We start from the raw sequence: 21,072 nt of genomic DNA, 5'->3' as shown, positions 1-21,072 counted from the left end.
CGCGGCTGGGCCAAACCACCTCATCGTAGCAGCCCATGGCCGGCGTAGCATGCTTCGTTCCGTACGCAACGATGCGGCCACAGTACGGATGAGGGACACTACGCCCATGTCCAGACTCACCTTGTTGGCCGCCGCCTGCGGCCTGTTCGCCACGAGCGCCGCGCCGCCCGTCCTGGCCGCCGATCCGGCGCCGCCTGCCGCCACACCGATCCAGCGCTTGCCCACCGTGCAGGTGGACGCCGCACGCGTGCGCGGGGTGGACGACTTCGACCTGCCGGCCTCCTTCACCGTGGTGGCGGCCGACGACGACAACCGCCGCGGCGCGCAGGTCTCCGAGTTGCTGGACGGCATTCCCGGGCTGGTGGCGCGCGACCGCCAGAACTACGCCCAGGACACCCAGCTGTCGATCCGCGGCTTCGGCGCGCGCTCCACCTTCGGCGTGCGCGGGGTGCGGCTGCTGGTCGACGGCATTCCGGCCAGCATGCCCGACGGCCAGGGCCAGCTGTCGCACTTCAACGTGCTGGGCGCCGAGCGGGTGGAAGTGCTGCGCGGGCCGTTTTCGGCGTTGTACGGCAACTCCTCCGGCGGCGTGCTGCAGCTGTGGAGCGCCGACGGCAAGCCGGGCGACCCGTGGCGGCTGCGCGCCACCTATGGCAGCAATGCCACCGTCAACACGGGTGCGCAATTGCTCGGCCAGCAGGGCGCGGTGCATTACAACCTGGCGGCCAATCATTTCGAAACCGATGGCTTCCGCGACCACAGCCGCGCCAAGCGCGACTCGGTCAATGCCAAGCTCGGCTTCGATCTGGCCGAAGGCAGCCGGTTGGATCTGATGCTCAATTATCTGGACGCACCGGATGCGCAAGACCCGCTCGGCCTGACCCGCGCCCAGTTCAATGCCGATCCGGCGCAGGCCACGTCGGTGGCGACCCAGTTCGATACCCGCAAGTCGGTGCGCCAGTCGCAGGCCGGCGCCATCTTCACCCAGCAATTCGACAGCCAGACGCTGCGGCTGATGGCCTACGGCGGGCAGCGCAGCGTGGAGCAGTTCCTGGCGATCCCGGTGGCGGTGCAGCGCAATCCGCTGCATTCGGGCGGGGTGATCGATCTGGACAGCAATTACGAAGGTGCCGATGCGCGCTGGGCCTGGCAGGGCGAGGCGCTGGGCCGGCCGTTGCAGCTGACCGTGGGCGCAAACGTCGATCGCCAGCGCCAGCACCGCACCGGCTATGAAAACTTCGTCGGCGACACGCTGGGCGTCAAGGGCGCGCTGCGCCGCAACCAGCGCGACCAGGCCGAGAACGTGGACCAGTTTGCGCAGCTGTGGTGGCAGTGGAGCGAGCGCTGGTCCGCCTTGTTGGGCGTGCGCCATAGCCAGGTGCGCTTCGACTCGGACGACCACTACATCCTCGGGCGCAATCCCGACGACAGCGGCCGGCGCGATTATTCGGCGACCACGCCGGTGGCCGGCATTGTGTTCCGTGCCGCCGAGGACCTGCGTTTCTACGCCTCGGTCGGGCGCGGTTTCGAAACGCCCACCTTCAACGAGCTGGGCTACCGCAGCGATGGCGGCGCTGGCCTGGCGCTGGATCTGGGCGCGGCGACCAGCCGCAACTACGAGATCGGCAGCAAGTGGCGCGCGCAGAGCGGCGCAGCGGTGGAGGTGGCGCTGTTCCGCGCCGATACCGACGACGAACTGGCCGTGGCCAGCAATACCAACGGCCGCAGCACCTATCGCAACATCGGCGCCACCCGCCGCCAGGGCGCGGAGCTGAGCTGGAATCAACCGGTGGGCACCACCCAGCAGCTGCAGCTGGCCTACACCTTCGTCGATGCCAGCGTGCGCGACGGCTACCTCACCTGCGCCAGCAGTGGCTGCGCCACGCCCACCGCGCCGGTGGCGAGCGGATCACGCCTGCCGGGCGTGCCGCGCCAGCAGCTGTTCGCGCGCTGGCAGTGGCAGCCGGCGCAATGGCAGTTCGCCGCCGAAACGCTGGCCTCCGACGCCACCGTGGTCAACGACCTGGCCACCGAGCGCGCCCCCGGTTACGCGCTGGTCAACCTGGAAGCCTCCCGGCGCTGGACCACCACGCTGGGTGGGCTGCGCACCTTCGCCCGCATCGACAATGCGCTGGACCGGCACTACATCGGCTCGGTGATCGTCAACGACGGCAACGGGCGCTATTACGAGCCGGGTCCGGACCGCACCTACACGATCGGTCTGCAATGGGATTTCGGCGGCTGATCCGGCCGCCGGCGGCGCGCAGTCAACGACACGCGCACCGCCCGTAGGAGCGCACCCGGGCGCGACAAAGCCATCCCGCCAACGCACGGTTTGCCACCGACACGCCACACCAGCAGTTCAAACGGGTCAAGCTGCAAGGTGCGCTCGTGTGGCATCGGCATGCCGATCCCGACGTCTTCAAGCCGGCCGCACCGCGCAGCTGAGGTGCGTGCTGCGCATGGCATGCAAGTCACCCATCGCGCGCTGTGGTTGCTCGCATATTGCGCCTGGCCGTGGTCGCAGGCGATGACGCGCCGCAGCGTGATTCCGCCGCTGCCGCATGCTGCGGCGGCAGCGCTGCAATGACGCAGCGCAACAGCGCGTGACATGACATTGCGCTGGCGCTTGCGCGGGTATACACGTGCGCATCGGACCACCTCCGCAGGAGACCATGATGAACGCGCTTGCCTCTGCAAAACCGCTCAACACCGATCCGCACTCCATCTTCAAGCCGCGCTATGACAACTTCATCGGCGGCAAGTGGGTGGCGCCGCACAGCGGCCAGTACTTCGACAACACCACGCCGATCAACGGCAAGGTGTTCACCTCGATCGCGCGCTCCAACGCGCAGGACATCGAAGCCGCACTGGATGCGGCGCACGCGGCCAAGGACGCCTGGGGCAAGACGTCCACCACCGAGCGCTCCAATGTGCTGCTCAGGATCGCCGACCGCATCGAGCAGAATCTGGAGCTGCTCGCCTATGCCGAGACCTGGGACAACGGCAAGCCGGTGCGCGAGACGCTCAATGCCGATGTACCGCTGTGCGTGGATCACTTCCGCTATTTCGCCGGCGCCATCCGCGCGCAGGAAGGCGGCATCTCCGAGATCGACGGCGACACCATCGCCTATCACTTCCACGAACCGCTCGGCGTGGTCGGGCAGATCATTCCGTGGAACTTTCCGCTGCTGATGGCGTGCTGGAAACTGGCACCGGCGCTGGCCGCCGGCAACTGCGTGGTGATGAAGCCGGCCGAGCAGACCCCGGCCTCGATCCTGGTGTTGATGGAAGTGATCGGCGACCTGTTGCCGCCGGGCGTGCTCAACGTGGTCAACGGCTTCGGCCTGGAGGCGGGCAAGCCGCTGGCCAGCAACCCGCGCATCGCCAAGATCGCCTTCACCGGAGAAACCACCACCGGCCGGCTGATCATGCAATACGCCAGCCAGAACCTGATCCCGGTGACGCTGGAGCTGGGCGGCAAATCGCCCAACATCTTCTTTGCCGATGTGATGGCCGAAGACGACGATTTTCTCGACAAGGCGGTGGAAGGCTTTGTGCTGTTCGCCTTCAATCAGGGCGAGGTGTGCACCTGCCCGTCGCGCGCGCTGATCCAGGAATCGATCTACGACAGGTTCATGGAAAAGGCGCTGGCGCGCGTGGCCGCGATCAAGCAGGGCAATCCGCTCGATCCCAACACCATGGTCGGCGCGCAGGCCTCCAGCGAGCAGCTGGAAAAGATCCTGTCGTACATCGACATCGGCAGGCAGGAAGGCGCGCAGGTGTTGATCGGCGGCGAGCGCAACACGCTCGATGGCGAGCTGGCCGAAGGCTTCTACGTCAAGCCGACGGTGTTCAAGGGCCACAACAAGATGCGCGTGTTCCAGGAAGAGATCTTCGGGCCGGTGGTGTCGGTGACCACCTTCAAGGACGAGGCCGAGGCACTGGCGATCGCCAACGACACGCTGTACGGCCTGGGTGCCGGTGTGTGGAGTCGCGATGCGTCGCGCCTGTACCGCATGGGCCGCGCGATCCAGGCCGGGCGCGTGTGGACCAACTGTTACCACGCCTATCCGGCGCATGCCGCGTTTGGCGGCTACAAGCAGTCGGGCATCGGCCGCGAGAATCACAAGATGATGCTCGACCATTACCAGCAGACCAAGAACCTGCTGGTGAGCTATTCGCCCAAGGCGCTGGGCTTCTTCTGACATGCTGCCGGGCCGCGTCGCTGCAGATTGATCTCGATCAAGGCGTCGCTGCCACGCCTCGCCCATCCTGGCCCAACCAGACACGCTGCGGGGACACCATGGACACGACGATGAAAGCCGCAGTGGTGCGCCAGTTCGGCGCACCACTGGTGATCGAGGAAGTACAGGTGCCACGGCCCCAGGCCGGCGATTTGCTGGTCGACATCCAGGCCTGCGGGGTCTGCCACACCGATCTGCACGCCGCGCAGGGGGACTGGCCGGTCAAGCCGAATCCTCCGTTCATCCCCGGCCATGAGGGCGTGGGCTATGTGGTGGCGGTGGGTGCGGGCGTGCGTCACGTCAAGGAAGGCGACCGGGTGGGTATTCCCTGGCTGTATTCGGCCTGCGGGCATTGCGAGCACTGCCTGGGCGGCTGGGAAACCCTGTGCGAGGCGCAGCAGAACAGCGGCTACTCGGTCAACGGCGGCTTTGCGCAGTACGCGCTGGCCAATGCCGATTACGTCGGGCATCTGCCCAAGGGCATCGGCTTCGTCGAGGTCGCGCCGATTCTGTGCGCGGGCGTCACCGTCTACAAGGGCCTGAAGGTCACCGATACCAAGCCGGGCCAGTGGGTGGTGATTTCCGGCATCGGCGGGCTCGGCCATATGGCAGTGCAATATGCCAAGGCGATGGGACTGAACGTGGCCGCCGTGGATGTGGACGACGCCAAGCTGGCGCTGGCCAGGCGCCTGGGCGCCACGGTGACGGTCAACGCGCGCACCACCGATCCGGTGGCGTACCTGAAGAAGGAAATCGGCGGCGCACACGGCGCCCTGGTCACCGCGGTATCGCCCAAGGCCTTCGAGCAGGCGATCGGCATGGTGCGCCGCGGCGGCACGGTGTCGCTCAACGGCCTGCCACCGGGCCAGTTCGCGCTGGACATCTTCGGCATGGTGCTCAATGGCGTGACCGTGCGCGGCTCGATCGTCGGCACCCGGCTGGACCTGCAGGAGTCGCTGGCCTTCGCCGAGCAGGGCAAGGTCGCCGCGACCGTGGCCACCGACACCCTGGACAACATCAACGACGTGTTCGCGCGCATGCACGCCGGAACGATCGAGGGGCGTATCGTGCTCGACATGGCGGCCTGACCGCGCCGCAGGAGGCAGACGATGCAGGGCACCACCACGCAGACAGACCCACCCTTGCAGGTGACGGCCACGCTGGCGGCGTTGCAGTTGATCGACACGCTGCGCGCACGCCACGGCGATGTGCTGTTCCATCAATCCGGCGGCTGCTGCGATGGCTCCTCGCCGATGTGTTTCCCGGTGGGCGACTTCATCGTTGGCGACCGCGACGTGCTGCTGGGCGAGATCGGCGGCGCGCCGTTCTACATCAGCCGCGCGCAGTTCGAATACTGGAAGCACACCCAGCTGATCATCGATGTGGTGCCGGGGCGCGGTGGCATGTTCTCGCTGGAAAACGGCGAGGGCGTGCGCTTTCTGGTGCGCTCGCGCCTGTTTGCCGATGAGGAATTTGCCCAGCTGCAGCGGGCGGGCCGGGCGTGACCCTGGCCCGCCTGGCGGTGCTGCGGGCGGGGAATCAGCCGGCCGGTTTCAGCGGTCTGCCACGGTGGACGGCGCGGTGCCCGGCGTCTTGGCCGGGGTGTCGCCATCGGCGGGAACCAGCGTGTCGGGCGCATCGCCGGCACCGCGGTCTTCGTAGTGTTCGGCATCGCGCTTGCCGTGCTGTTCGCCCGGCTGGGTCGGTTGGTCGCGCAGTGGGTCGCGGGACATGCGGTGCTCCTGGTCATCGGGATGGATGCGCAGTTCACCGCGCGCCGGGTGAAGGGGGCGCAGTGGCAGCTGCAGACGCACGGCTCACGCATGGATCACGGTGGCCGCGCTACAGCTATGGGGCAACCCACACAACACCCGGAGTCACCCGCCGATGGCACGACCGATCTGGACCGGAACGCTCTCGTTCGGCTTGCTCAATGTGCCGGTGTCGCTGATGTCGGGCGAGCGCAAGGTGGATCTGCATTTCCGCATGCTCGATTCGCGCGACAAGAAGCCGATCCGCTTCGAGCGCGTCAACGCCGACACTGGCGACGAGGTGCCGTGGAAGGAGATCGTCAAGGCGTTCGAGTACGACAAGGGCAGCTATGTGATCGTCGAGGAGCAGGACATCCGCTCGGCCTCGCCGGAAAGCCATGAAACGGTGGAGGTGGAAACCTTCGTCGACGCCGCCGACATCGACCCGCGCTATTTCGAAAAGCCCTACATCCTGGTGCCGGGCAAGAAGGCCGAAAAAGGCTATGTGCTGCTGCGCGAGACGCTGCGCGACACCGGCAAGGTGGGCATTGCCAAGGTGGTCATCCGCACGCGCGAATATCTGGCCGCGGTGATGCCGCAGGGCGATGCGTTGATCCTGCTGCTGCTGCGCTATCAGCAGGAAGTGGTGGACCCGCAGGACTTCAAGCTGCCGGCCGGCGCGGTGGGCGAGTACCGCATCACGCCCAAGGAACAGGAGATGGCCAGGCAGCTGATCGAGTCGATGTCCGGCACCTGGCAGCCGGAGGATTACCACGACGAGTTCCGCGGCAAGCTCGAGCAGATCCTGCGCAAGCGCATCCAGGCCAAGGGCGGCACCACCACCGTGGACGTCGAGCCGCCGCAGCACGAAGACGCCAGCACCAACGTGGTCGATTTCATGTCGCTGCTGCAGAAGAGCCTGCAGGCCAATACGCGCACGCCGGCCAAGAAGAGCAGCGCGCCGGCAACGGGGGCGGCCAAAAAGACCGCCGCCAACACCGCCGCCAAAAAAGTGACCAAGAAGGCCACCAAGAAGACCGCGGCCAAGACCGCCAAGACCACCGCCAGCAAGGCGGCACCGCGTCGCAAGGCCGGCTAGGCCCCGCCCATGTCATTGCACGACTACAACGCCAAGCGCCGCTTCGACCAGACCCCGGAACCGGCCGGCGGCAGGCCGGCGCGCGCCAGCAAGCAGCCGGTCTTCGTCGTGCAGTTGCACCACGCCAGCTCGCGCCATTACGACTTCCGTCTGGAGGTCGACGGCGTGCTCAAGAGTTGGGCCGTGCCCAAGGGCCCATCGTTGCGCGTGGGCGAAAAGCGCCTGGCGGTTCAGGTGGAGGACCACCCGCTGTCGTACGCCAGCTTCCACGGCGATATTCCGCAGGGCCATTACGGCGCCGGGCATGTGGAGGTGTTCGACCACGGGCATTGGCAGTGCGACGGCGATGCGTTGGCGGCACTGGAAGCTGGCAAGCTGGAATTCGAACTGCAGGGCACGCTGCTGCGCGGCGGTTTCGCATTGGTGCGCACGCAGATGCGCGGTGGCAAACCGCAATGGCTGCTGTTCAAGCGCAGCGATGCGTATGCGGCCGATCTGGATGCCGATGCGCTGGTGGCGCAGCAGGCCGCCGGCGCATCGGCTGCGGCGGCGCCGGCAACCCGTGCCAAGGCCAGCCGGGCGCGGCGCGCGCCGGCAGCAACGGCGAGGGCCGGGACGACTGCAGCCGGCAAGCGTACGCGCCCGGCGCACGCAGACACCAGGCAATGGCGTACCCGCGCCCTGGCGCTGGACGGTGCGCGCGATGCGCCATGCCCCACCGAGCTGCGCGCGCAACTGACCTTGCTGCGCGAGCAGGCGCCGGATGGCGAGCGCTGGTTGCACGAGATCAAGTGGGACGGCTACCGCCTGCTGGCCGACCTGGTCGATGGCCAGGTGCAGCTGCGCTCGCGTAACGACCAGGCCTGGACGCAGCGTTTCCCGGACGTGGTGCGTGCAGTGCAGGCCTTGCCGGTGCGCGATGCGCGCCTGGATGGCGAGCTGGTGGTGCTGGACGCGCAGGGGCGCAGCGATTTCTCGGCATTGCAACGCGCGCTCGATGGCAGCGTCACGCAACCGCTGCGCTACCTCGTGTTCGACCTGCTCGGCGTGGCCGGGGTGGATCTGCGCGACACCCCGCTGCTGCAACGCAAGCAGTTGCTGCACGACGTGCTGGGCGATGTGCCGGGCACGTTGGCGTTTAGCGACCATGTGATCGGCCACGGCCCGGAGGTTTTTGCGGCCAGCGCCGGCACCGGCTGGGAAGGTATCGTCAGCAAGCTCGCCGATGCGCGGTATCGCGAAGGGCGCAGCGCCGATTGGGTCAAGACCAAGCACGAAGACAGCGACGAGTTCGTGGTGGTGGGCTACACCGATCCCAAGGGCGCGCGCAGCGGCTTCGGCGCCTTGCTGATGGCGCAGCGCGAGGGCAAGACGCTGCGTTATGTCGGGCGCGTGGGCACCGGCTTCGACGATGCCCTGCTCGGCAAGATCAGCGCGCTGTTGCAGGCGCTGCATAGCGACACCGCCACGCTGGAATTGCCGACGCACATCCCCGGGCGGCCACGCGATGTGCATTGGGTACGGCCGGTCTTGATCGCCGAGGTCGCCTTCCGCGGCTGGGCGAAGCAAGGCCTGCTGCGGCAGGCCGCATTCAAGCGTCTGCGCGAGGACAAACCCATGAGCGAGTTGGGCGGCGACCGCGCCGCGCCAGGCAAGGCGCGTGCTGCAGGTATAGGCGGTGCTGCGGCCACGGCCGCCGCGCCTGCGCGCAAGGCGACGAGTAAAAAAACGTCGAAAACAACGGTCCAGGCATCCACCAGCACCGCCAGCAAGCGCGTGCGGTCGACGGCAGCGAAGACGGCCGCCAGATCCAGGGCTGCGGCGTCCACATCCACCGGACCGAAGTCCACCGCATCCAGATCCACTGCATCCAGATCCACCACATCCAAGTCCACCGCGTCCAAGTCCACTGCGTCCAAGTCCACAGTTACGTCGACGGACGGCATCACCATCACCCATCCCGAGCGGGTGGTGTTTCCCGCAGCGGGCATCAGCAAGGGCGATGTGGCCGACTATTACCGCGCAGTGGCGCCGCTGGTGCTGGCAGAGATCGCACGCCGCCCCTTGTCGCTGCTGCGCTGCCCCGATGGCGCCGGCGGCGACTGCTTCTTCCAGAAGCACGAAGGCCGCCACCTGGGCACGCATATCAAGGCGATTCCGCTGCAGCAGAGGAGCGGCACCGAGGACTACATCTACGTCGAGGATGCCGCCGGCCTGCTCGAGCTGGTGCAGATGAACACGCTGGAGCTGCATCCCTGGGGCGCGCAGGTCGACGACGCGGAGCATCCGGATCGGCTGGTGTTCGACCTGGACCCGGGCGACGGGGTGTCCTGGGCCGACGTGGTGGCGGCCGCGCGCGACATCCGCGCCAAGCTGCGCAGTGCCGGCCTGGAGAGCGTGGTGCGCCTGTCCGGCGGCAAGGGCCTGCACGTGGTGGTGCCGATCGTGCCGCAAGCGGACTGGGAACAGGCGCGCGATTTCTGCGAGGCCTTCGCCCAGGCGCTGGCGACGCACGCCCCGGACCGCTACGTGGCCACCATGAGCAAGGCCAAGCGCCACGGCGTGATCTTCGTCGACTGGCTGCGCAACGGGCGCGGCAATACCAGCGTGTGTTCGTGGTCGTTGCGCGCACGCGAAAAGGCCACCGTCGCCGTGCCGCTGCGCTGGGAAGAACTCGGCAAGATCAGCGGCCCGGACGCCTTCCCGATGGACAAGGCCCTGCAACGCGCCAGGCGTCAGCGTGCAGATCCCTGGGAATCGGTGCTGGCGTTGCAGCAATACGTGCCCACCGGCGACGATAACCACTAATAGCAGCCAACAAGACCACTGCGCCGCCACCAGGCGGGCGCGGCCGATGCCCGGAATCGGCATGTCCCCGCGTGCGCCGATGCTCCTCCCACGGGGCCCGCACCCACCCGACGACTGCTCGCTTATGCGATCAGATACGCATCACACATATAGCCTGACCAAACCCACCGACCATCTCGACAGGTCCTTGCCCGCTCACCGTCGCGGGACCTTACGCAGCGTGGATGCCGCGTAAGCGCCTACAAGGACGTACTTGCGGCCTGTCCTACGATGGTGAGCGGGCAAGGGCCGTGCAGCCAAGTCGCAGATCACCCGCTCTCTGCTACCAACGCATCCCGAATTCCGAATCCCGAATCCCATCAAGGCGAAACCGCGTTCTCCCGCGTCACCCGGCTCAAGGCATCGCTGCTGATCTCGGCAATCGAATGGGTGCCGGTCAGGGTCATCGCCACGCGCATCTCGCGCTCGATCAGGGTCAGCAGATTCTCCACGCCGGCCTGGCCACCGGCCGCCAGCGCGTAGACGAACGCGCGCCCCAGCAGCACCGCGTCGGCGCCCAGCGCCAGCATGCGCACCACATCCAGGCCGCTGCGGATGCCGGAGTCGGCCAGGATCTTCAGCTGCCCCTTCACCGCATCGGCAATGGCCGGCAACGCGCGCGCGCTGGACAGCACGCCGTCGAGCTGGCGGCCGCCATGGTTGGACACCACGATGCCGTCGGCGCCGAAGCGCACCGCATCGCGCGCATCGTCCGGATCCAGGATGCCCTTGATCACCATCGGCCCGGTCCAGAACTCGCGGATCCATTCCAGGTCCTTCCAGGCGATGGACGGGTCGAAGTTGGCGCCCAGCCAGCCGATGTAGTCCTGCAGGCCGGTCGGGCTGCCGCGGTAGGTCGAGATATTGCCCAGGTCGTGCGGGCGACCCCGCAGGCCCACGTCCCAGGCCCAGCGCGGATGCGTCACCGCCTGCAGCATGCGCCGCAGCGACGCATGGGGCCCGCTCATGCCCGAGTGCGCATCGCGGTAGCGCGCGCCCGGCGTGGGCATGTCCACGGTGAACACCAGCGTGGTTACCCCGGCGGCCCTGGCGCGCTCCAGCGCATTGCGCATGAAGCCGCGGTCCTTGAGCACGTACAGCTGGAACCACATCGGCCGCGCGATCGCCGGCGCCACTTCCTCGATCGGGCACACCGACACCGTGGACAGCGTGAACGGAATCCCGCGCGCGGCCGCCGCACGCGCGGCCTGCACTTCGCCACGCCGCGCGTACATGCCGGTCAGCCCGACCGGTGCCAACGCCACCGGCATCGCCAGCGTCTCGCCAAACAGTTCGGTGCCCAGGCGCAGGTCCGACATGTTGCGCAGCACCCGCTGGCGCAGCGCGATATCGGCCAGATCGGAGACATTGCGCCGCAAGGTGTGCTCGGCGTACGCGCCGCCATCGATGTAGTGGAACAGGAACGGCGGCAGGCGCGCCTGCGCAGCGGCACGGTAGTCGGAAGCGGCGGAAATGATCATCGAAGACGCACGGCAGCGGCGGGGTAGCCGCTGAGTGTAAGACCATCGGTGTGGCCGGTGGACCGCTGCGCGACCGGCGCGGCAGCAGGCCGCGAGCGCTGCACGCGGCGTTTCGTCGGGCGCACAGGCGGTTTGGTCGCATCGCGCTGGCATCGGCACGGATCGGTTGCAAGACTGCGTGCGCTGCCGCTGCCGCAGCGGCGCTGGCGCTTGCCGGTGCCGCCCACGCGGGGCATCTGCAGCAACCACATCACGGACGGAGGGCGCCATGCGTGCAGGCACAGCAGCGGGATGGACGGTAACGGTCGGGCTGGCGATCGGTGCGCTTTGCAGTGGTCAGGCGTGGGCGGGCGGGCCGGGTCAGCCGCCCGCGCCGGACGCCATCACACGCACGCTCCAGCAACACATGGACGCCGCCGGCGTCGTCGGCCTGGGCGCGGCGATCATCCGCGACCGCAAGGTGGTCTGGACCGGCGGCGTCGGCTTTGCCGACCGCGCGCGCGGCACGCCATTCACGCCCGACACCGTCATGAACATCGGCTCGATCAGCAAGACCGTGACCGGCGTGGCGCTGATGCAGGCGGTGCAGGACGGCAAGCTGGCGCTGGATGCAGACATCAACACCTATCTGCCGTTCGCGGTGCGCAACCCGCAGTTTCCGCAGGTGCCGATCACCCTGCGGCAACTGGCCACGCACACCTCCAGCCTGACCGACCGCTGGGAGGTCTACCGCGACACCTATCGCTGGCAAGGCCTGCCGGTCGCCCCGTTGGGCGACTTCTTGCGCGGCTATCTGGCGCCCGGCGGGCGCGACTACCAGGCGCAGAACTATCTGCCGGTCAAACCCGGCACGCATCGCGAATACTCCAACATCGGTGCCGGCCTGGTGGGCTACATCGTCGCGCGTGCGGTGGGCCAGTCGCTGGAGCGCTACACGCACACGCGCATCTTCGCGCCACTGGGCATGCAGCACACTGCCTGGCATGCGGCCGATCTGCCGGCCGCCGCGCAGGCCACGCTGTATGTGAGCCAGTTCGGCGTGAGCGTGCCGATCCCGCCGTACGAACTCACCACCTATCCCGACGGCGGCGTGCGCACCAGCGTCAACGACCTTTCCAGGCTGTTCATCGCCCTGCTCGATGGCGGGCAGTACCAGGGCGTGCGCATCCTGGACGCCACCACCACCGCGCAGATGCTGCGCTTCCAGTACACCGCCCCCAACACGCCCGATAACGTCGCCTTGAACGAGAAGAACTCCGGCATCTTCTGGTCCACCAAGTACAACGTCACCCGCATCGGCCACGGCGGCTCGGACCCGGGCGTGCACACCGAGATGCTGTCGGACCTGGCGCACGACACTGCGGTGGTGCTGATCAGCAACACCTCCCTGGACAGCAGCGATGCCAGGGTCAATGCGCAGCTGTTCGACGATCTGTGGGCGTATGCATTGGAACTCAGGCAGCAGGCGGCGCCCGCTGCCGGCCGTCACCGCCCCGCACCGGAGTGAGCGCAGGGCGCAGACCGGACGCGGGTAGGGCCTGGCCCGGGGCGATGGGGTGGGTTAGCCAATGGCGGACGCGCCGCATCGATGGCAGGGGCCGCAGGTCGCCGCACTCCACCTGCCGGAAGTCACTTTCTGCAGCCGCGGCATTGCCGAGTGGCCGCGCGGCCGTCAGCATCGCCGCATGCATTCTTCCCTGAGTCATCTCTCGCATCCGCTGCGCCTGGCCGGTGCGTTCACCATTGCGGCGGTGGCGTTGTCGTTCATGCCCGATGCGTCAGCGCAGGGCGCCTGGCGCTGGGGCGTGCTGGCCGGCTTCACCGCGTTGTTCCTGCTGCACACCGTGTTGCCGTCGCTGCACGCCTTGCGCACTGTCGCCACGCTGCTGCAGGCGGTCCTGGCCTTGCTGCTGGTGTGGATGGAGCCGCGTGCCGGCACCGCCCCGGTGCTGCTGGTCATGCTGGTGGCACAGGCGGGCATGAGCTGGCCGCCGGTGCGCGTGCTGTTGCTGGCGCTGGCGTTGAACGCGGGCATGTATGCGCTGCTGGTGCAGGCCGGGTTCGAGCGCCCGTGGTTGATCGTCGGCATCTACGCCGGTTTCCAGGCCTTCGCCGCGCTGACCGCGCATTACGCGCGCAGCGCCGAGCGCGCGCGCGATGCGCTGGCCTACGTCAATGCCGACCTGCTGGCCACCCGCGCGCTGCTGGCCGACAGCGCGCGCGATGCCGAGCGCCTGCGCCTGGCGCGCGAGCTGCACGACGTGGCCGGGCACAAGCTCACCGCCATGCGCATCAACCTGCGCCTGCTCGGCGCCGACCCGGTGCTGGCGCGACGCGACGAGGTCGCGGTGGTGGAGCAGCTGTCGGCCGAACTGCTGTCGGACATCCGCAACGTGGTGCAGTCGCTGCGCGACGATCAGGGCCTGGACCTGCACACCGCCTTGCGCGCGCTGGCCGCCCCGTTCCCGCGCCCGGCGCTGCGCCTGCAGATCGATGCCGATGTGCGCATCACCGACGCGCGCGTGGCCGAGCTGCTGCTGCGGCTGGTGCAGGAGGCGCTGACCAACGCGGTGCGGCATGCCGATGCCGACGAAGTGGCCGTGCACCTGCATTGCGAAGGCACGCGGCTGCAGGTGGAGATCTGCGACGATGGCCACCGCGCCGAACGCATCTGCGAAGGCAACGGCATCACCGGCATGCGCGAACGCCTGGCTGCGTTGCACGGCCAGCTGGACCTCGGCCGTACACCCACTGGCGGCATGCACCTGATCGCGAGACTCCCGGTATGAATTCACGTCGTATTGCCCTGGCCGACGACCAGGTCCTGGTCCGTGCCGGCCTGCGCGCGTTGCTGCAGCAACAGGGCGTGGAGGTGGTGTGCGAGGCCGACGACGGCCAGGGCCTGCTGGATACGCTGGTCGTCCACACGGTGGACGTGGTGCTCAGCGACATCCGCATGCCCGGCGTGGACGGCATCCAGGCGCTGCAGCAACTGCGCGCCCGCGGCGACCGCACTCCCGTGCTGCTGCTGACCACCTTCGACGACAGCGACCTGCTGCTGCGCGCCACCGAGGCCGGCGCGCAGGGTTTCCTGCTCAAGGACGCCGCCCCGGAAGACCTGCGCGAGGCGATCGAGCGGGTCGCCGCAGGCGAGACCCTGCTGCAGCCGGTCAGCACCGACCCGGTGCGGGCGCGCTACCAGTTCCGCGACCAGCAGCCGCCGCGCGAGACCTTCGGCGAGCGCGAGGTGGCGATCCTGCGCCTGCTCGCCGGGGGCTATTCCAACAAGGAGATCGCCCGCACCCTGTTCCTGGCCGAAGGCACGGTGAAGAACTACGTCTCCACCATCCTGGAAAAGCTCGGCACCCGCGACCGCACCCGGGCGGTGTTGAAGGCGATCACGTTGCGGGTGATCTGAGGGCGGGGAATCGGGATTGGGGAATCGTAAGGGCCGTTGGAGCGCTGCGCCGCAAGCGCGGACCCGGGCGCGCAGCGGGGTCTAAAAGCCCCTCTCCCCGCGGGGCGAGAAGGCACGGTTCGCGCGCCACCGGCGCGCGTGCCTTGGAGCGCCCGCGCCGCAAGCGCGGGCTGGGGCGCGGAGCGGGGGTTGGGGTGAGGGTACGGGGCGAAGCCACCGATGGCTTTGCAGTACTTCCTCACGATCTGCGTCGACGACAGGGTGCGCTCGACATGGCAGGCCTATGCAATTGTTCCATAGGGATTTTCCAGCATCCGTCAGGTTCGGCCAGCAACCGTAAGGTTGCCGTCAGGTCAGCCGCGCGGCCACGCACGAAGGTGATCCGGCGGCCACCGAGGCCGCCCGGGGACGCGCCGCGCTCCGGTCTGCTGCGGAGTCCGTCATGCGCCAATCCTTTCCCATCGCCCTGCGCGCCATTCTGCTTGCCATGGTGGCCTGGACGGGTCCAACGCAGGCCGAACTGCCCGCACCCTGGGTCCAGGCCGCGTTGCTGATCAAGCCGTCGGCGGTCGATCCGGTGCTGAGGATGGTCGTCGGGCCCGGCGAGCCGCAGCTGCAGCGAGCCGCAGTGCGGGCATGCGACAGGCATCCATGCACTGCGCTCGGCCCCGAAGTGCCCCCGGCCTGGCTGTGACCAACCGCGGGGCGAGCATCCATCCGCTGGCAGGCAGCGGCGCCTGCACTGCCGGGAGCGCCTGGGGCCGCTAAAACGTAACGAGCAGTCGCCAGGTGGGTGCGGACGGCACAGCAGTCGCCATGTACGCGTGTACATGCGGCACCGAGCGCCGGCCGCTCCCGCCTGACGGTAAGCGCAGGCGTGGTGTTATTTGCCCTTGTTGATCGGCGGTACTTCCTGCGGGTTGATCTTCGGATCGTTGCCGACCTGGGGATCACAGCTGAACCAGACTTTATTGCCCTTCTTGTCCGTGCGGGTCGGGTCTTCGACGATGATGGTCAGAAAGATCAGCGTGGGGACGCTATTGGCGTTGACGATTGTGACGCTGCGGCCGTCAGTGGCAATATCGGGGTCGCCGATTTGTTTGAATACATCGGTCGTCAGCAGGCTCTTGATGACGAAATGCTTCGGGACAACGTCTTCATCGAAGTAGTAGTGCAACGTCGAAACGCCGTCGTGCTTGTCGACAATCAGCAGATCCGGAGCAAAGCTGTAGAAATACTCGCCAGCACCCGTATTTCCTCCGAATCCCACCCGCGCGACTGTGAGCTTGATACTGAATTCCGTCATGACTTGTCCTGTTCCTTGAGCGGCGGGGCATAGAAGGAGACAAACCCCGGGTGGCGGTAGCCCGCCTGGTACAGCCATCCGAGCTGTTGCGTAACGGTAGAGCGCTGGCCCAGATGCACGTGGGCGCGAATCCAGGGGTCGAGCAGGTTCTTGTCGCGGCTGTTGCCGACGTCCTTGCCGAGCAGCGTCACCGCGCGCTCCCACGCTGCACGCGCGCCAGCGTGATCGCCGCTTGCAGCGCGTTGTTCGCCCTGCCAGACCAATGCAAGTGCCAGCGTCGAGGTGGCCGACAGATCGTCGGGTCTGGCGCGATGCAAGGCATCCACGCGCGCAACGATCTGGTCGAGTCCGCCCGCGTGACCGGCGTGAATGCGCTGCAGCCGCATCCCGATGATGGCATCCAGCAACTGCCAGTCCGGCAGCGGCTGCGCGTGTTGCAGCAGGCTGTCCATGGTGTGACGCGCCTGACCGAGTTGCTGCGTGGCCTGATCCGCATGCCCGTCCAGTGCGGCGATCCAGCCGGCCTGCGCATACGCATGCGCCAGATCGCTGCGCCAGGTCTGATTGTCCGGCTGCAGTGCGACCAGCGACTGCAGCATGCGCACGCTGTCCCGTGCGTCGCGCTGGGCCTGTATCAGTTGGCCCTGCACCAGCGCCAGATTGGAGACGCGGATCAACGACACCGCCAGACGCCGTCGCCAGGCATTGGCGTCGGGGTCTTTTTCCACCAGTACGCGCAACATCGCGATCTGGTCGCGGTAGCCCTGCTCGGCAGGCGCCAGCAAGCCCTGGTTCTCCTGCGCCAGGCTCAGCCACGACAAGCTGTCGATCAATTCATAGCGCAGCGATGCGTTGTCCGGCGAACGTGTGATCAGCACACGCTTGAGCGCGATGTCGCGCGCAAAAAAACCGATCGCCGTCGTGGTGTCGCCGCGGGTCGCGGCAAGCGTGCCGAGATTGTTGAGCGCGTACGACAACTCCAGTTGCCAGCGCGGGTCGTCCGGCGCGGCACGCACCAACCATTCACTGGCAGCCAGGTACTGCGACCAGTGCGTGTGCGCCAACGGAAACTGCTTGCCGCGATAGGCCATGTTGCCCAACCAAAAGGCCGCCTGACCTGTTTCCGCATGCGCCTCCAGCAGCGCGGGCGCCTGTGCGCGCGCCTGTTCGGCGGCAGCGGCGGCACGCGTGAAAGCGGCATGCGCCTCCTTCAGCTTGCCCTGGTTCATCAACACTTCGCCGGTGGTGCGCAGGGCGCGTGCGTGGTTGATCAGATCGCCGGTGTGCATGCTGGCGCTGGGCAGATCCTCAAGATAGCGCAGCGAGCGGCTGCCCACGCTGTCGAGCAATTTCAGGTTGCCCACCGTGCGCAACTGCTCGGCCAGATCGCCCAGCATGTAGCTCACCAGTTGCTGCGCCTGGTCGCGGCGTTGTTCGGCCACTTGCTGCGCCTGGCGTGCCTGCCAGCCCAGCAGCAGCGAGGCGCCGGCCAGCACCACCAGCAACGCCGCGGCGGCGGCGTACAGGCCGCGGCGCTGGCGTTGCGAGCGTTCGCACGCATGCAGGAAGGCGTGATCCAGCGCATCCAGATCCTGCGGCATGCGCCGCGCGGCTTCGCGTGCTTCGCTCAGCGGGCGCCCGCTGTTGAGCAGGTGATCGCTGCGCCGGCCTTCGGCGGCCCAGCGCTGTGCGGCCAGCTGCAACCGCTTGCGCGCCTGCAGCAGGCGGCGGTTTTCGTGGATCCACTCAGCCGCGCGTGGCCACTGCCGCAGCACCGCTTCGTGCGCGACCGCAAAGCCCGGCTCGCCGGCCACCAGCTCGCTGACGAACAGCCGCGCCTGCACGAAGGCATCCACCAGCACGCGCGCTGCGCCGTGCGCCGGCAGGGCCGACCACAGCGCACGCCGCGCGGTCACCGCATCGCTGTCGGGGTGGATCACGCTCAGCAAGCTGAGCACCTCGCCCAACGCCGCCTGTGCGGCAGCCGGCAGGGCACGGAAGGTGTGTTCGGCATGGTGCGCCAATGCGCCTTCCAGCCCGCCCAATGCGCGGTAGGCGGCGAAGGTCAACAGCCCGTCGTCGCTGCGTTGTGCGTGCAAGGCATGCAGCAGATGCTGCAGCAACGGCAGGGCATCGGGCTGGCGCGCGGTGGCATCGCGCAGCACATCGTCCAGCCGGCTGGCGTTGTCGCGGTCCTCTTCGAAGCGCAGCCCGGCCATGGCCGCCGGCACGCGGATGATCTGGCCGATCTCGCCATCGCGCGGCGCCAGCAGATCCACATGCCCGTCGCCGCGTTTGAGCTCGACGATGTCCGGCAATGCATCGATCAGGCGCGGATAGAAATCGCTGCGGGTGAGCACCAGCACCGCCACCTGCGCGCTGCTGCACAGCGCCTGCAGGGCCGCGGCCAGTGCGGCGCGGTCGGCATCGGTGATCCCGGGCGTGGCCACCAGCGCTTCTGCGTGATCGATCACCAGCAGCAGGTGGCGCTGGCTCTGTGCGTGATTGCGCGCGGGTGCGCGCTGACGCATCGCCTCGTCAATGGCCGCATGCAGCGGGGCAGGGCGCTGCAGCCACGCGGGCAACGCCGCCATCTGCGCCGGCGAAAACACCGCGCGCCCGCCGGCCGCCCAGTCGCCGAGTGCGCGCGCCAGCGTGTCGAGCACATCGCCGCCACGGCATTGCGCCAGATTGCAATACGCCACCGCGATGGCTTCCAGCCCATCCAGGCCGCCGGGCTGCGCCAGCACCGGCACCACGCCGGCGCGCAGCAACGAGGTCTTGCCGCAGCCGCTGGCGCCGCTCACCAGCACCAGCCCGCGCTGGCTGTGCAATTGCGCGCGCAGCGCGCCCAGCACCTGCGCGATCGCATGGCTGCGGCCGAAGAAGACCTCGGCGTGCGCGGGATCGAACGCCTGCAGCCCCACGTACGGGCTGCCGTGTGCCCACACCTGCGCGCCGATCACCGCGCCGCGGTAGTCATCCGGAAACACCACCTTCGGCAGCAACCGATACCCGCGCTTGCGGATCGTTTCGATGTAGCGCGGTTGGCGGCTGTCGTCGCCCAGCTTGCGGCGCAGTTGGGCGATGGTCTTGTGCACCGGATTGTCGCCGTAGAAGCCGCCGTGCCACACCTCGATCAGCAACTGCTCGGCGCTGACCACCTCGCCGGCACGCTCGGCCAGTGCGATCAGCACTTCCATCATGCGCGGTTCCAGCGCGATGGTCTGGCCGTCGTCGAGCAGCACCAGCCGTTCCGGCTCGACCAGCAAGGGCCCCAGCCGAAACCGCGGGACAGAGCCCAGCTGCGTGACGCGCTCGCTTCGAAGAAACATTCGCTCGGATACCGGTCGCACGGTGGGAGGAGCCTTGACGATCGCCATCAGGCGCGGCCAGGCACGGCACGGCAGGCGCAAACGTAGCACAGCCGCTGACGCAGGAAATCGATGGTGATCGCTGTTCGTTCGTGTCCGTGCGCGGAAGATGCCTGCCTGCCGGCGTGGCGGGCCAGACGCTTTCGGGGGCCTTCACGCAGGCCCATACAGCGGCGTGTGTTGTGCCGCAGGCTGTTTCGCCAGCAGGGCAGCGATTAAGATGCCGCCAGCATCTTGCTGACCAGGAGTCCACGTTGATCATCCATCCCAAAGTGCGCGGCTTCATCTGCACCACCACGCATCCGCTTGGCTGCGAGCGCAATGTGCTCGAGCAGATCGCCGCAACGCGTGCGCGTGGCGTGCGCAGCGACGGCCCGAAAAAAGTGCTGGTGATCGGCGCATCCAGCGGCTACGGCCTGGCCTCGCGCATCACCGCCGCGTTCGGGTTCGGTGCGGACACGCTGGGCGTGTTCTTCGAAAAGCCCGGCACCGCCACCAAGGCCGGCACGGCCGGCTGGTACAACTCCGCCGCGTTCGACAAGCACGCCAAGGCCGCGGGCCTGTACAGCAAGTCGATCAATGGCGATGCGTTTTCCGATGCCGCGCGCGAGAAGGTCATCGAGCTGATCAAGACCGAGATGGGCGGCCACGTCGACCTGGTGGTGTATTCGCTGGCCTCGCCGGTGCGCAAGCTGCCGGGCACGGGTGAAGTGAAGCGCTCGGCGCTCAAGCCGATCGGCAACACCTATACCGCCACCGCCATCGACACCAACAAGGACACCATCATCCAGGCCTCGATCGAGCCGGCCAACGCGCAGGAGATCGAAGACACCGTCACCGTGATGGGTGGGCAGGATTGGGAGCTGTGGATCGACGCGCTGGAAGGCGCCGGCGTGCTCGCCGACGGCGCGCGCAGCGTGGCTTTCAGCTACATCGGCACCGAGATTACTTGGCCGATCTACTGGCACGGCGCGCTGGGCAAGGCCAAGGTCGACCTGGACCGCACCGCGCAGCGCTTGAACGCGCGCCTGGCCACGCGCGGCGGCAGCGCCAACGTGGCGGTGCTCAAGTCGGTGGTCACCCAGGCCAGCGCGGCGATCCCGGTGATGCCGCTGTACATCTCCATGGTCTACAAGATCATGAAGGAAAAGGGCCTGCACGAAGGCACCATCGAGCAGCTCGACCGCCTGTTCCGCGAGCGCCTGTACCGCGAAGACGGCCAGCCCGCCGAGGTGGACGCCGAAAACCGCCTGCGCCTGGACGACTGGGAACTGCGCGACGACGTGCAGGATGCCTGCAAGGCGCTATGGCCGCAGGTCACCACCGAGAACCTGTTCCAGCTCACCGATTACGCCGGCTACAAGCACGAGTTCCTCAAGCTGTTCGGCTTCGAGCGCGACGATGTGGATTACGACGCCGATGTGGAGACGGACGTGAAGTTCGACTGCATCGAGTTGGGGTGATTGCCGGGATTGGGGATTGGAGATTAGGGATTCGCAAGAGCGGTGGGTGGCTGCATCGCTGATCTTCGGCGGATCCAAATGCGTTG

The 21,072-nt window shown here is 67.8% G+C and carries 15 protein-coding genes, 1 other RNA gene and 1 pseudogene; 12 read left to right on the top strand and 5 right to left on the bottom strand.

Annotation, left to right across the window (positions count from 1 at the left end; all coding sequences use genetic code 11):
- The first annotated feature begins 106 nt into the window (after positions 1-106).
- The 5 genes from XarbCFBP7408_RS13795 to XarbCFBP7408_RS13775 all read left to right on the top strand — a co-directional run bounded on the left by XarbCFBP7408_RS13795 (position 107) and on the right by XarbCFBP7408_RS13775 (position 5,752).
- Positions 107-2,245 carry a TonB-dependent receptor family protein gene (locus XarbCFBP7408_RS13795; RefSeq protein ID WP_181106933.1) on the top strand — a complete coding sequence of 713 codons (2,139 nt, stop codon included), beginning with the start codon at positions 107-109 and terminating at the stop codon, positions 2,243-2,245.
- A 222-nt stretch (positions 2,246-2,467) separates the two neighbouring features.
- A complete protein-coding gene (locus XarbCFBP7408_RS23180) occupies positions 2,468-2,590 on the top strand; it encodes a hypothetical protein (RefSeq protein WP_258072127.1) in 123 nt (40 codons plus the stop codon).
- 88 nt (positions 2,591-2,678) lie between these two features.
- The gene (adh, locus tag XarbCFBP7408_RS13785; protein WP_104563434.1) at positions 2,679-4,208 is read left to right on the top strand and encodes an aldehyde dehydrogenase; all 1,530 of its coding nucleotides are present in this window, start codon (positions 2,679-2,681) and stop codon (positions 4,206-4,208) included.
- A 98-nt stretch (positions 4,209-4,306) separates the two neighbouring features.
- Entirely contained in the window at positions 4,307-5,335 is a 1,029-nt protein-coding gene (adhP, locus tag XarbCFBP7408_RS13780) for an alcohol dehydrogenase AdhP (protein WP_104563433.1), read from the top strand.
- A 21-nt stretch (positions 5,336-5,356) separates the two neighbouring features.
- Positions 5,357-5,752, top strand: coding sequence for a DUF779 domain-containing protein (locus XarbCFBP7408_RS13775; RefSeq protein WP_104563432.1), 396 nt, complete (start codon positions 5,357-5,359; stop codon positions 5,750-5,752).
- Between the two features lie 48 nt (positions 5,753-5,800).
- On the opposite strand, the gene XarbCFBP7408_RS13770 is transcribed toward XarbCFBP7408_RS13775, so the two are convergent.
- A complete protein-coding gene (locus XarbCFBP7408_RS13770; RefSeq protein ID WP_024940466.1) occupies positions 5,801-5,980 on the bottom strand; it encodes a hypothetical protein in 180 nt (59 codons plus the stop codon).
- Positions 5,981-6,134: 154 nt separating this feature from the next.
- Here XarbCFBP7408_RS13770 and XarbCFBP7408_RS13765 point away from each other — a divergent pair, with 154 nt between their 5' ends.
- Both XarbCFBP7408_RS13765 and ligD read left to right on the top strand, forming a co-directional pair.
- On the top strand, positions 6,135-7,097 hold the full coding sequence (locus XarbCFBP7408_RS13765) for a Ku protein (protein ID WP_104563431.1): 963 nt from the start codon (positions 6,135-6,137) through the stop codon (positions 7,095-7,097).
- A 9-nt stretch (positions 7,098-7,106) separates the two neighbouring features.
- Entirely contained in the window at positions 7,107-9,905 is a 2,799-nt protein-coding gene (ligD, locus tag XarbCFBP7408_RS13760; protein ID WP_104563430.1) for a DNA ligase D, read from the top strand.
- Between the two features lie 359 nt (positions 9,906-10,264).
- Here ligD and lldD read toward each other — a convergent pair whose 3' ends face one another.
- On the bottom strand, positions 10,265-11,425 hold the full coding sequence (gene lldD / locus XarbCFBP7408_RS13755) for an FMN-dependent L-lactate dehydrogenase LldD (RefSeq protein WP_104563429.1): 1,161 nt from the start codon (positions 11,423-11,425) through the stop codon (positions 10,265-10,267).
- A 268-nt stretch (positions 11,426-11,693) separates the two neighbouring features.
- Between lldD and XarbCFBP7408_RS13745 the strand changes: the two genes are divergently transcribed.
- From XarbCFBP7408_RS13745 to XarbCFBP7408_RS13725, 4 genes and pseudogenes are all read left to right on the top strand, one after another.
- Positions 11,694-12,932, top strand: coding sequence for a serine hydrolase domain-containing protein (locus tag XarbCFBP7408_RS13745; RefSeq protein ID WP_104563428.1), 1,239 nt, complete (start codon positions 11,694-11,696; stop codon positions 12,930-12,932).
- A gap of 81 nt (positions 12,933-13,013) precedes the next feature.
- Positions 13,014-14,214: pseudogene (locus XarbCFBP7408_RS13740) on the top strand (sensor histidine kinase).
- Positions 14,211-14,843, top strand: a complete 633-nt coding sequence (locus tag XarbCFBP7408_RS13735; RefSeq protein ID WP_104563427.1) for a response regulator transcription factor — start codon at positions 14,211-14,213, stop codon at positions 14,841-14,843. The pseudogene XarbCFBP7408_RS13740 and the gene XarbCFBP7408_RS13735 overlap by 4 nt, the downstream one beginning before the upstream one ends.
- A gap of 442 nt (positions 14,844-15,285) precedes the next feature.
- Entirely contained in the window at positions 15,286-15,537 is a 252-nt protein-coding gene (locus tag XarbCFBP7408_RS13725) for a hypothetical protein (RefSeq protein WP_104563425.1), read from the top strand.
- A gap of 65 nt (positions 15,538-15,602) precedes the next feature.
- Here XarbCFBP7408_RS13725 and XarbCFBP7408_RS13720 read toward each other — a convergent pair.
- The 3 genes from XarbCFBP7408_RS13720 to XarbCFBP7408_RS13710 form a co-directional block, all read right to left on the bottom strand.
- A non-coding RNA gene (locus XarbCFBP7408_RS13720) (sX9 sRNA) lies at positions 15,603-15,675 on the bottom strand.
- A gap of 51 nt (positions 15,676-15,726) precedes the next feature.
- Positions 15,727-16,149 carry a hypothetical protein gene (locus XarbCFBP7408_RS13715; protein ID WP_104563424.1) on the bottom strand — a complete coding sequence of 141 codons (423 nt, stop codon included), beginning with the start codon at positions 16,147-16,149 and terminating at the stop codon, positions 15,727-15,729.
- Positions 16,146-19,484, bottom strand: a complete 3,339-nt coding sequence (locus XarbCFBP7408_RS13710) for a winged helix-turn-helix domain-containing protein (RefSeq protein WP_104563423.1) — start codon at positions 19,482-19,484, stop codon at positions 16,146-16,148. The genes XarbCFBP7408_RS13715 and XarbCFBP7408_RS13710 overlap by 4 nt, the downstream gene beginning before the upstream one ends.
- A 293-nt stretch (positions 19,485-19,777) precedes the next feature.
- Here XarbCFBP7408_RS13710 and fabV point away from each other — a divergent pair, with 293 nt between their 5' ends.
- The gene (gene fabV / locus XarbCFBP7408_RS13705) at positions 19,778-20,986 is read left to right on the top strand and encodes an enoyl-ACP reductase FabV (RefSeq protein WP_104563422.1); all 1,209 of its coding nucleotides are present in this window, start codon (positions 19,778-19,780) and stop codon (positions 20,984-20,986) included.
- Positions 20,987-21,072: the final 86 nt, after the last annotated feature.

The organism is Xanthomonas arboricola pv. guizotiae (assembly GCF_002940205.1).
In the GTDB taxonomy this organism is placed as follows: domain Bacteria; phylum Pseudomonadota; class Gammaproteobacteria; order Xanthomonadales; family Xanthomonadaceae; genus Xanthomonas; species Xanthomonas arboricola_C.
Note: the sequence above shows the minus strand (reverse complement) of the source record. Positions and strands in the feature narration are given on the sequence as shown.

Bases quoted from the DNA above. Each gene is read 5' to 3' on its own strand.
- XarbCFBP7408_RS13715 (WP_104563424.1), bottom strand. From the start codon at position 16,149: ATGACGGAATTCAGTATCAAGCTCACAGTCGCGCGGGTGGGATTCGGA.
- XarbCFBP7408_RS13735 (WP_104563427.1), top strand. From the start codon at position 14,211: ATGAATTCACGTCGTATTGCCCTGGCCGACGACCAGGTCCTGGTCCGT.
- adh (WP_104563434.1), top strand. From the start codon at position 2,679: ATGAACGCGCTTGCCTCTGCAAAACCGCTCAACACCGATCCGCACTCC.
- lldD (WP_104563429.1), bottom strand. From the start codon at position 11,425: ATGATCATTTCCGCCGCTTCCGACTACCGTGCCGCTGCGCAGGCGCGC.
- XarbCFBP7408_RS13710 (WP_104563423.1), bottom strand. From the start codon at position 19,484: ATGTTTCTTCGAAGCGAGCGCGTCACGCAGCTGGGCTCTGTCCCGCGG.
- ligD (WP_104563430.1), top strand. From the start codon at position 7,107: ATGTCATTGCACGACTACAACGCCAAGCGCCGCTTCGACCAGACCCCG.
- XarbCFBP7408_RS13775 (WP_104563432.1), top strand. From the start codon at position 5,357: ATGCAGGGCACCACCACGCAGACAGACCCACCCTTGCAGGTGACGGCC.
- XarbCFBP7408_RS13795 (WP_181106933.1), top strand. From the start codon at position 107: ATGTCCAGACTCACCTTGTTGGCCGCCGCCTGCGGCCTGTTCGCCACG.
- XarbCFBP7408_RS13765 (WP_104563431.1), top strand. From the start codon at position 6,135: ATGGCACGACCGATCTGGACCGGAACGCTCTCGTTCGGCTTGCTCAAT.
- XarbCFBP7408_RS13745 (WP_104563428.1), top strand. From the start codon at position 11,694: ATGCGTGCAGGCACAGCAGCGGGATGGACGGTAACGGTCGGGCTGGCG.
- XarbCFBP7408_RS13725 (WP_104563425.1), top strand. From the start codon at position 15,286: ATGCGCCAATCCTTTCCCATCGCCCTGCGCGCCATTCTGCTTGCCATG.
- XarbCFBP7408_RS13770 (WP_024940466.1), bottom strand. From the start codon at position 5,980: ATGTCCCGCGACCCACTGCGCGACCAACCGACCCAGCCGGGCGAACAG.
- XarbCFBP7408_RS23180 (WP_258072127.1), top strand. From the start codon at position 2,468: ATGCAAGTCACCCATCGCGCGCTGTGGTTGCTCGCATATTGCGCCTGG.
- adhP (WP_104563433.1), top strand. From the start codon at position 4,307: ATGGACACGACGATGAAAGCCGCAGTGGTGCGCCAGTTCGGCGCACCA.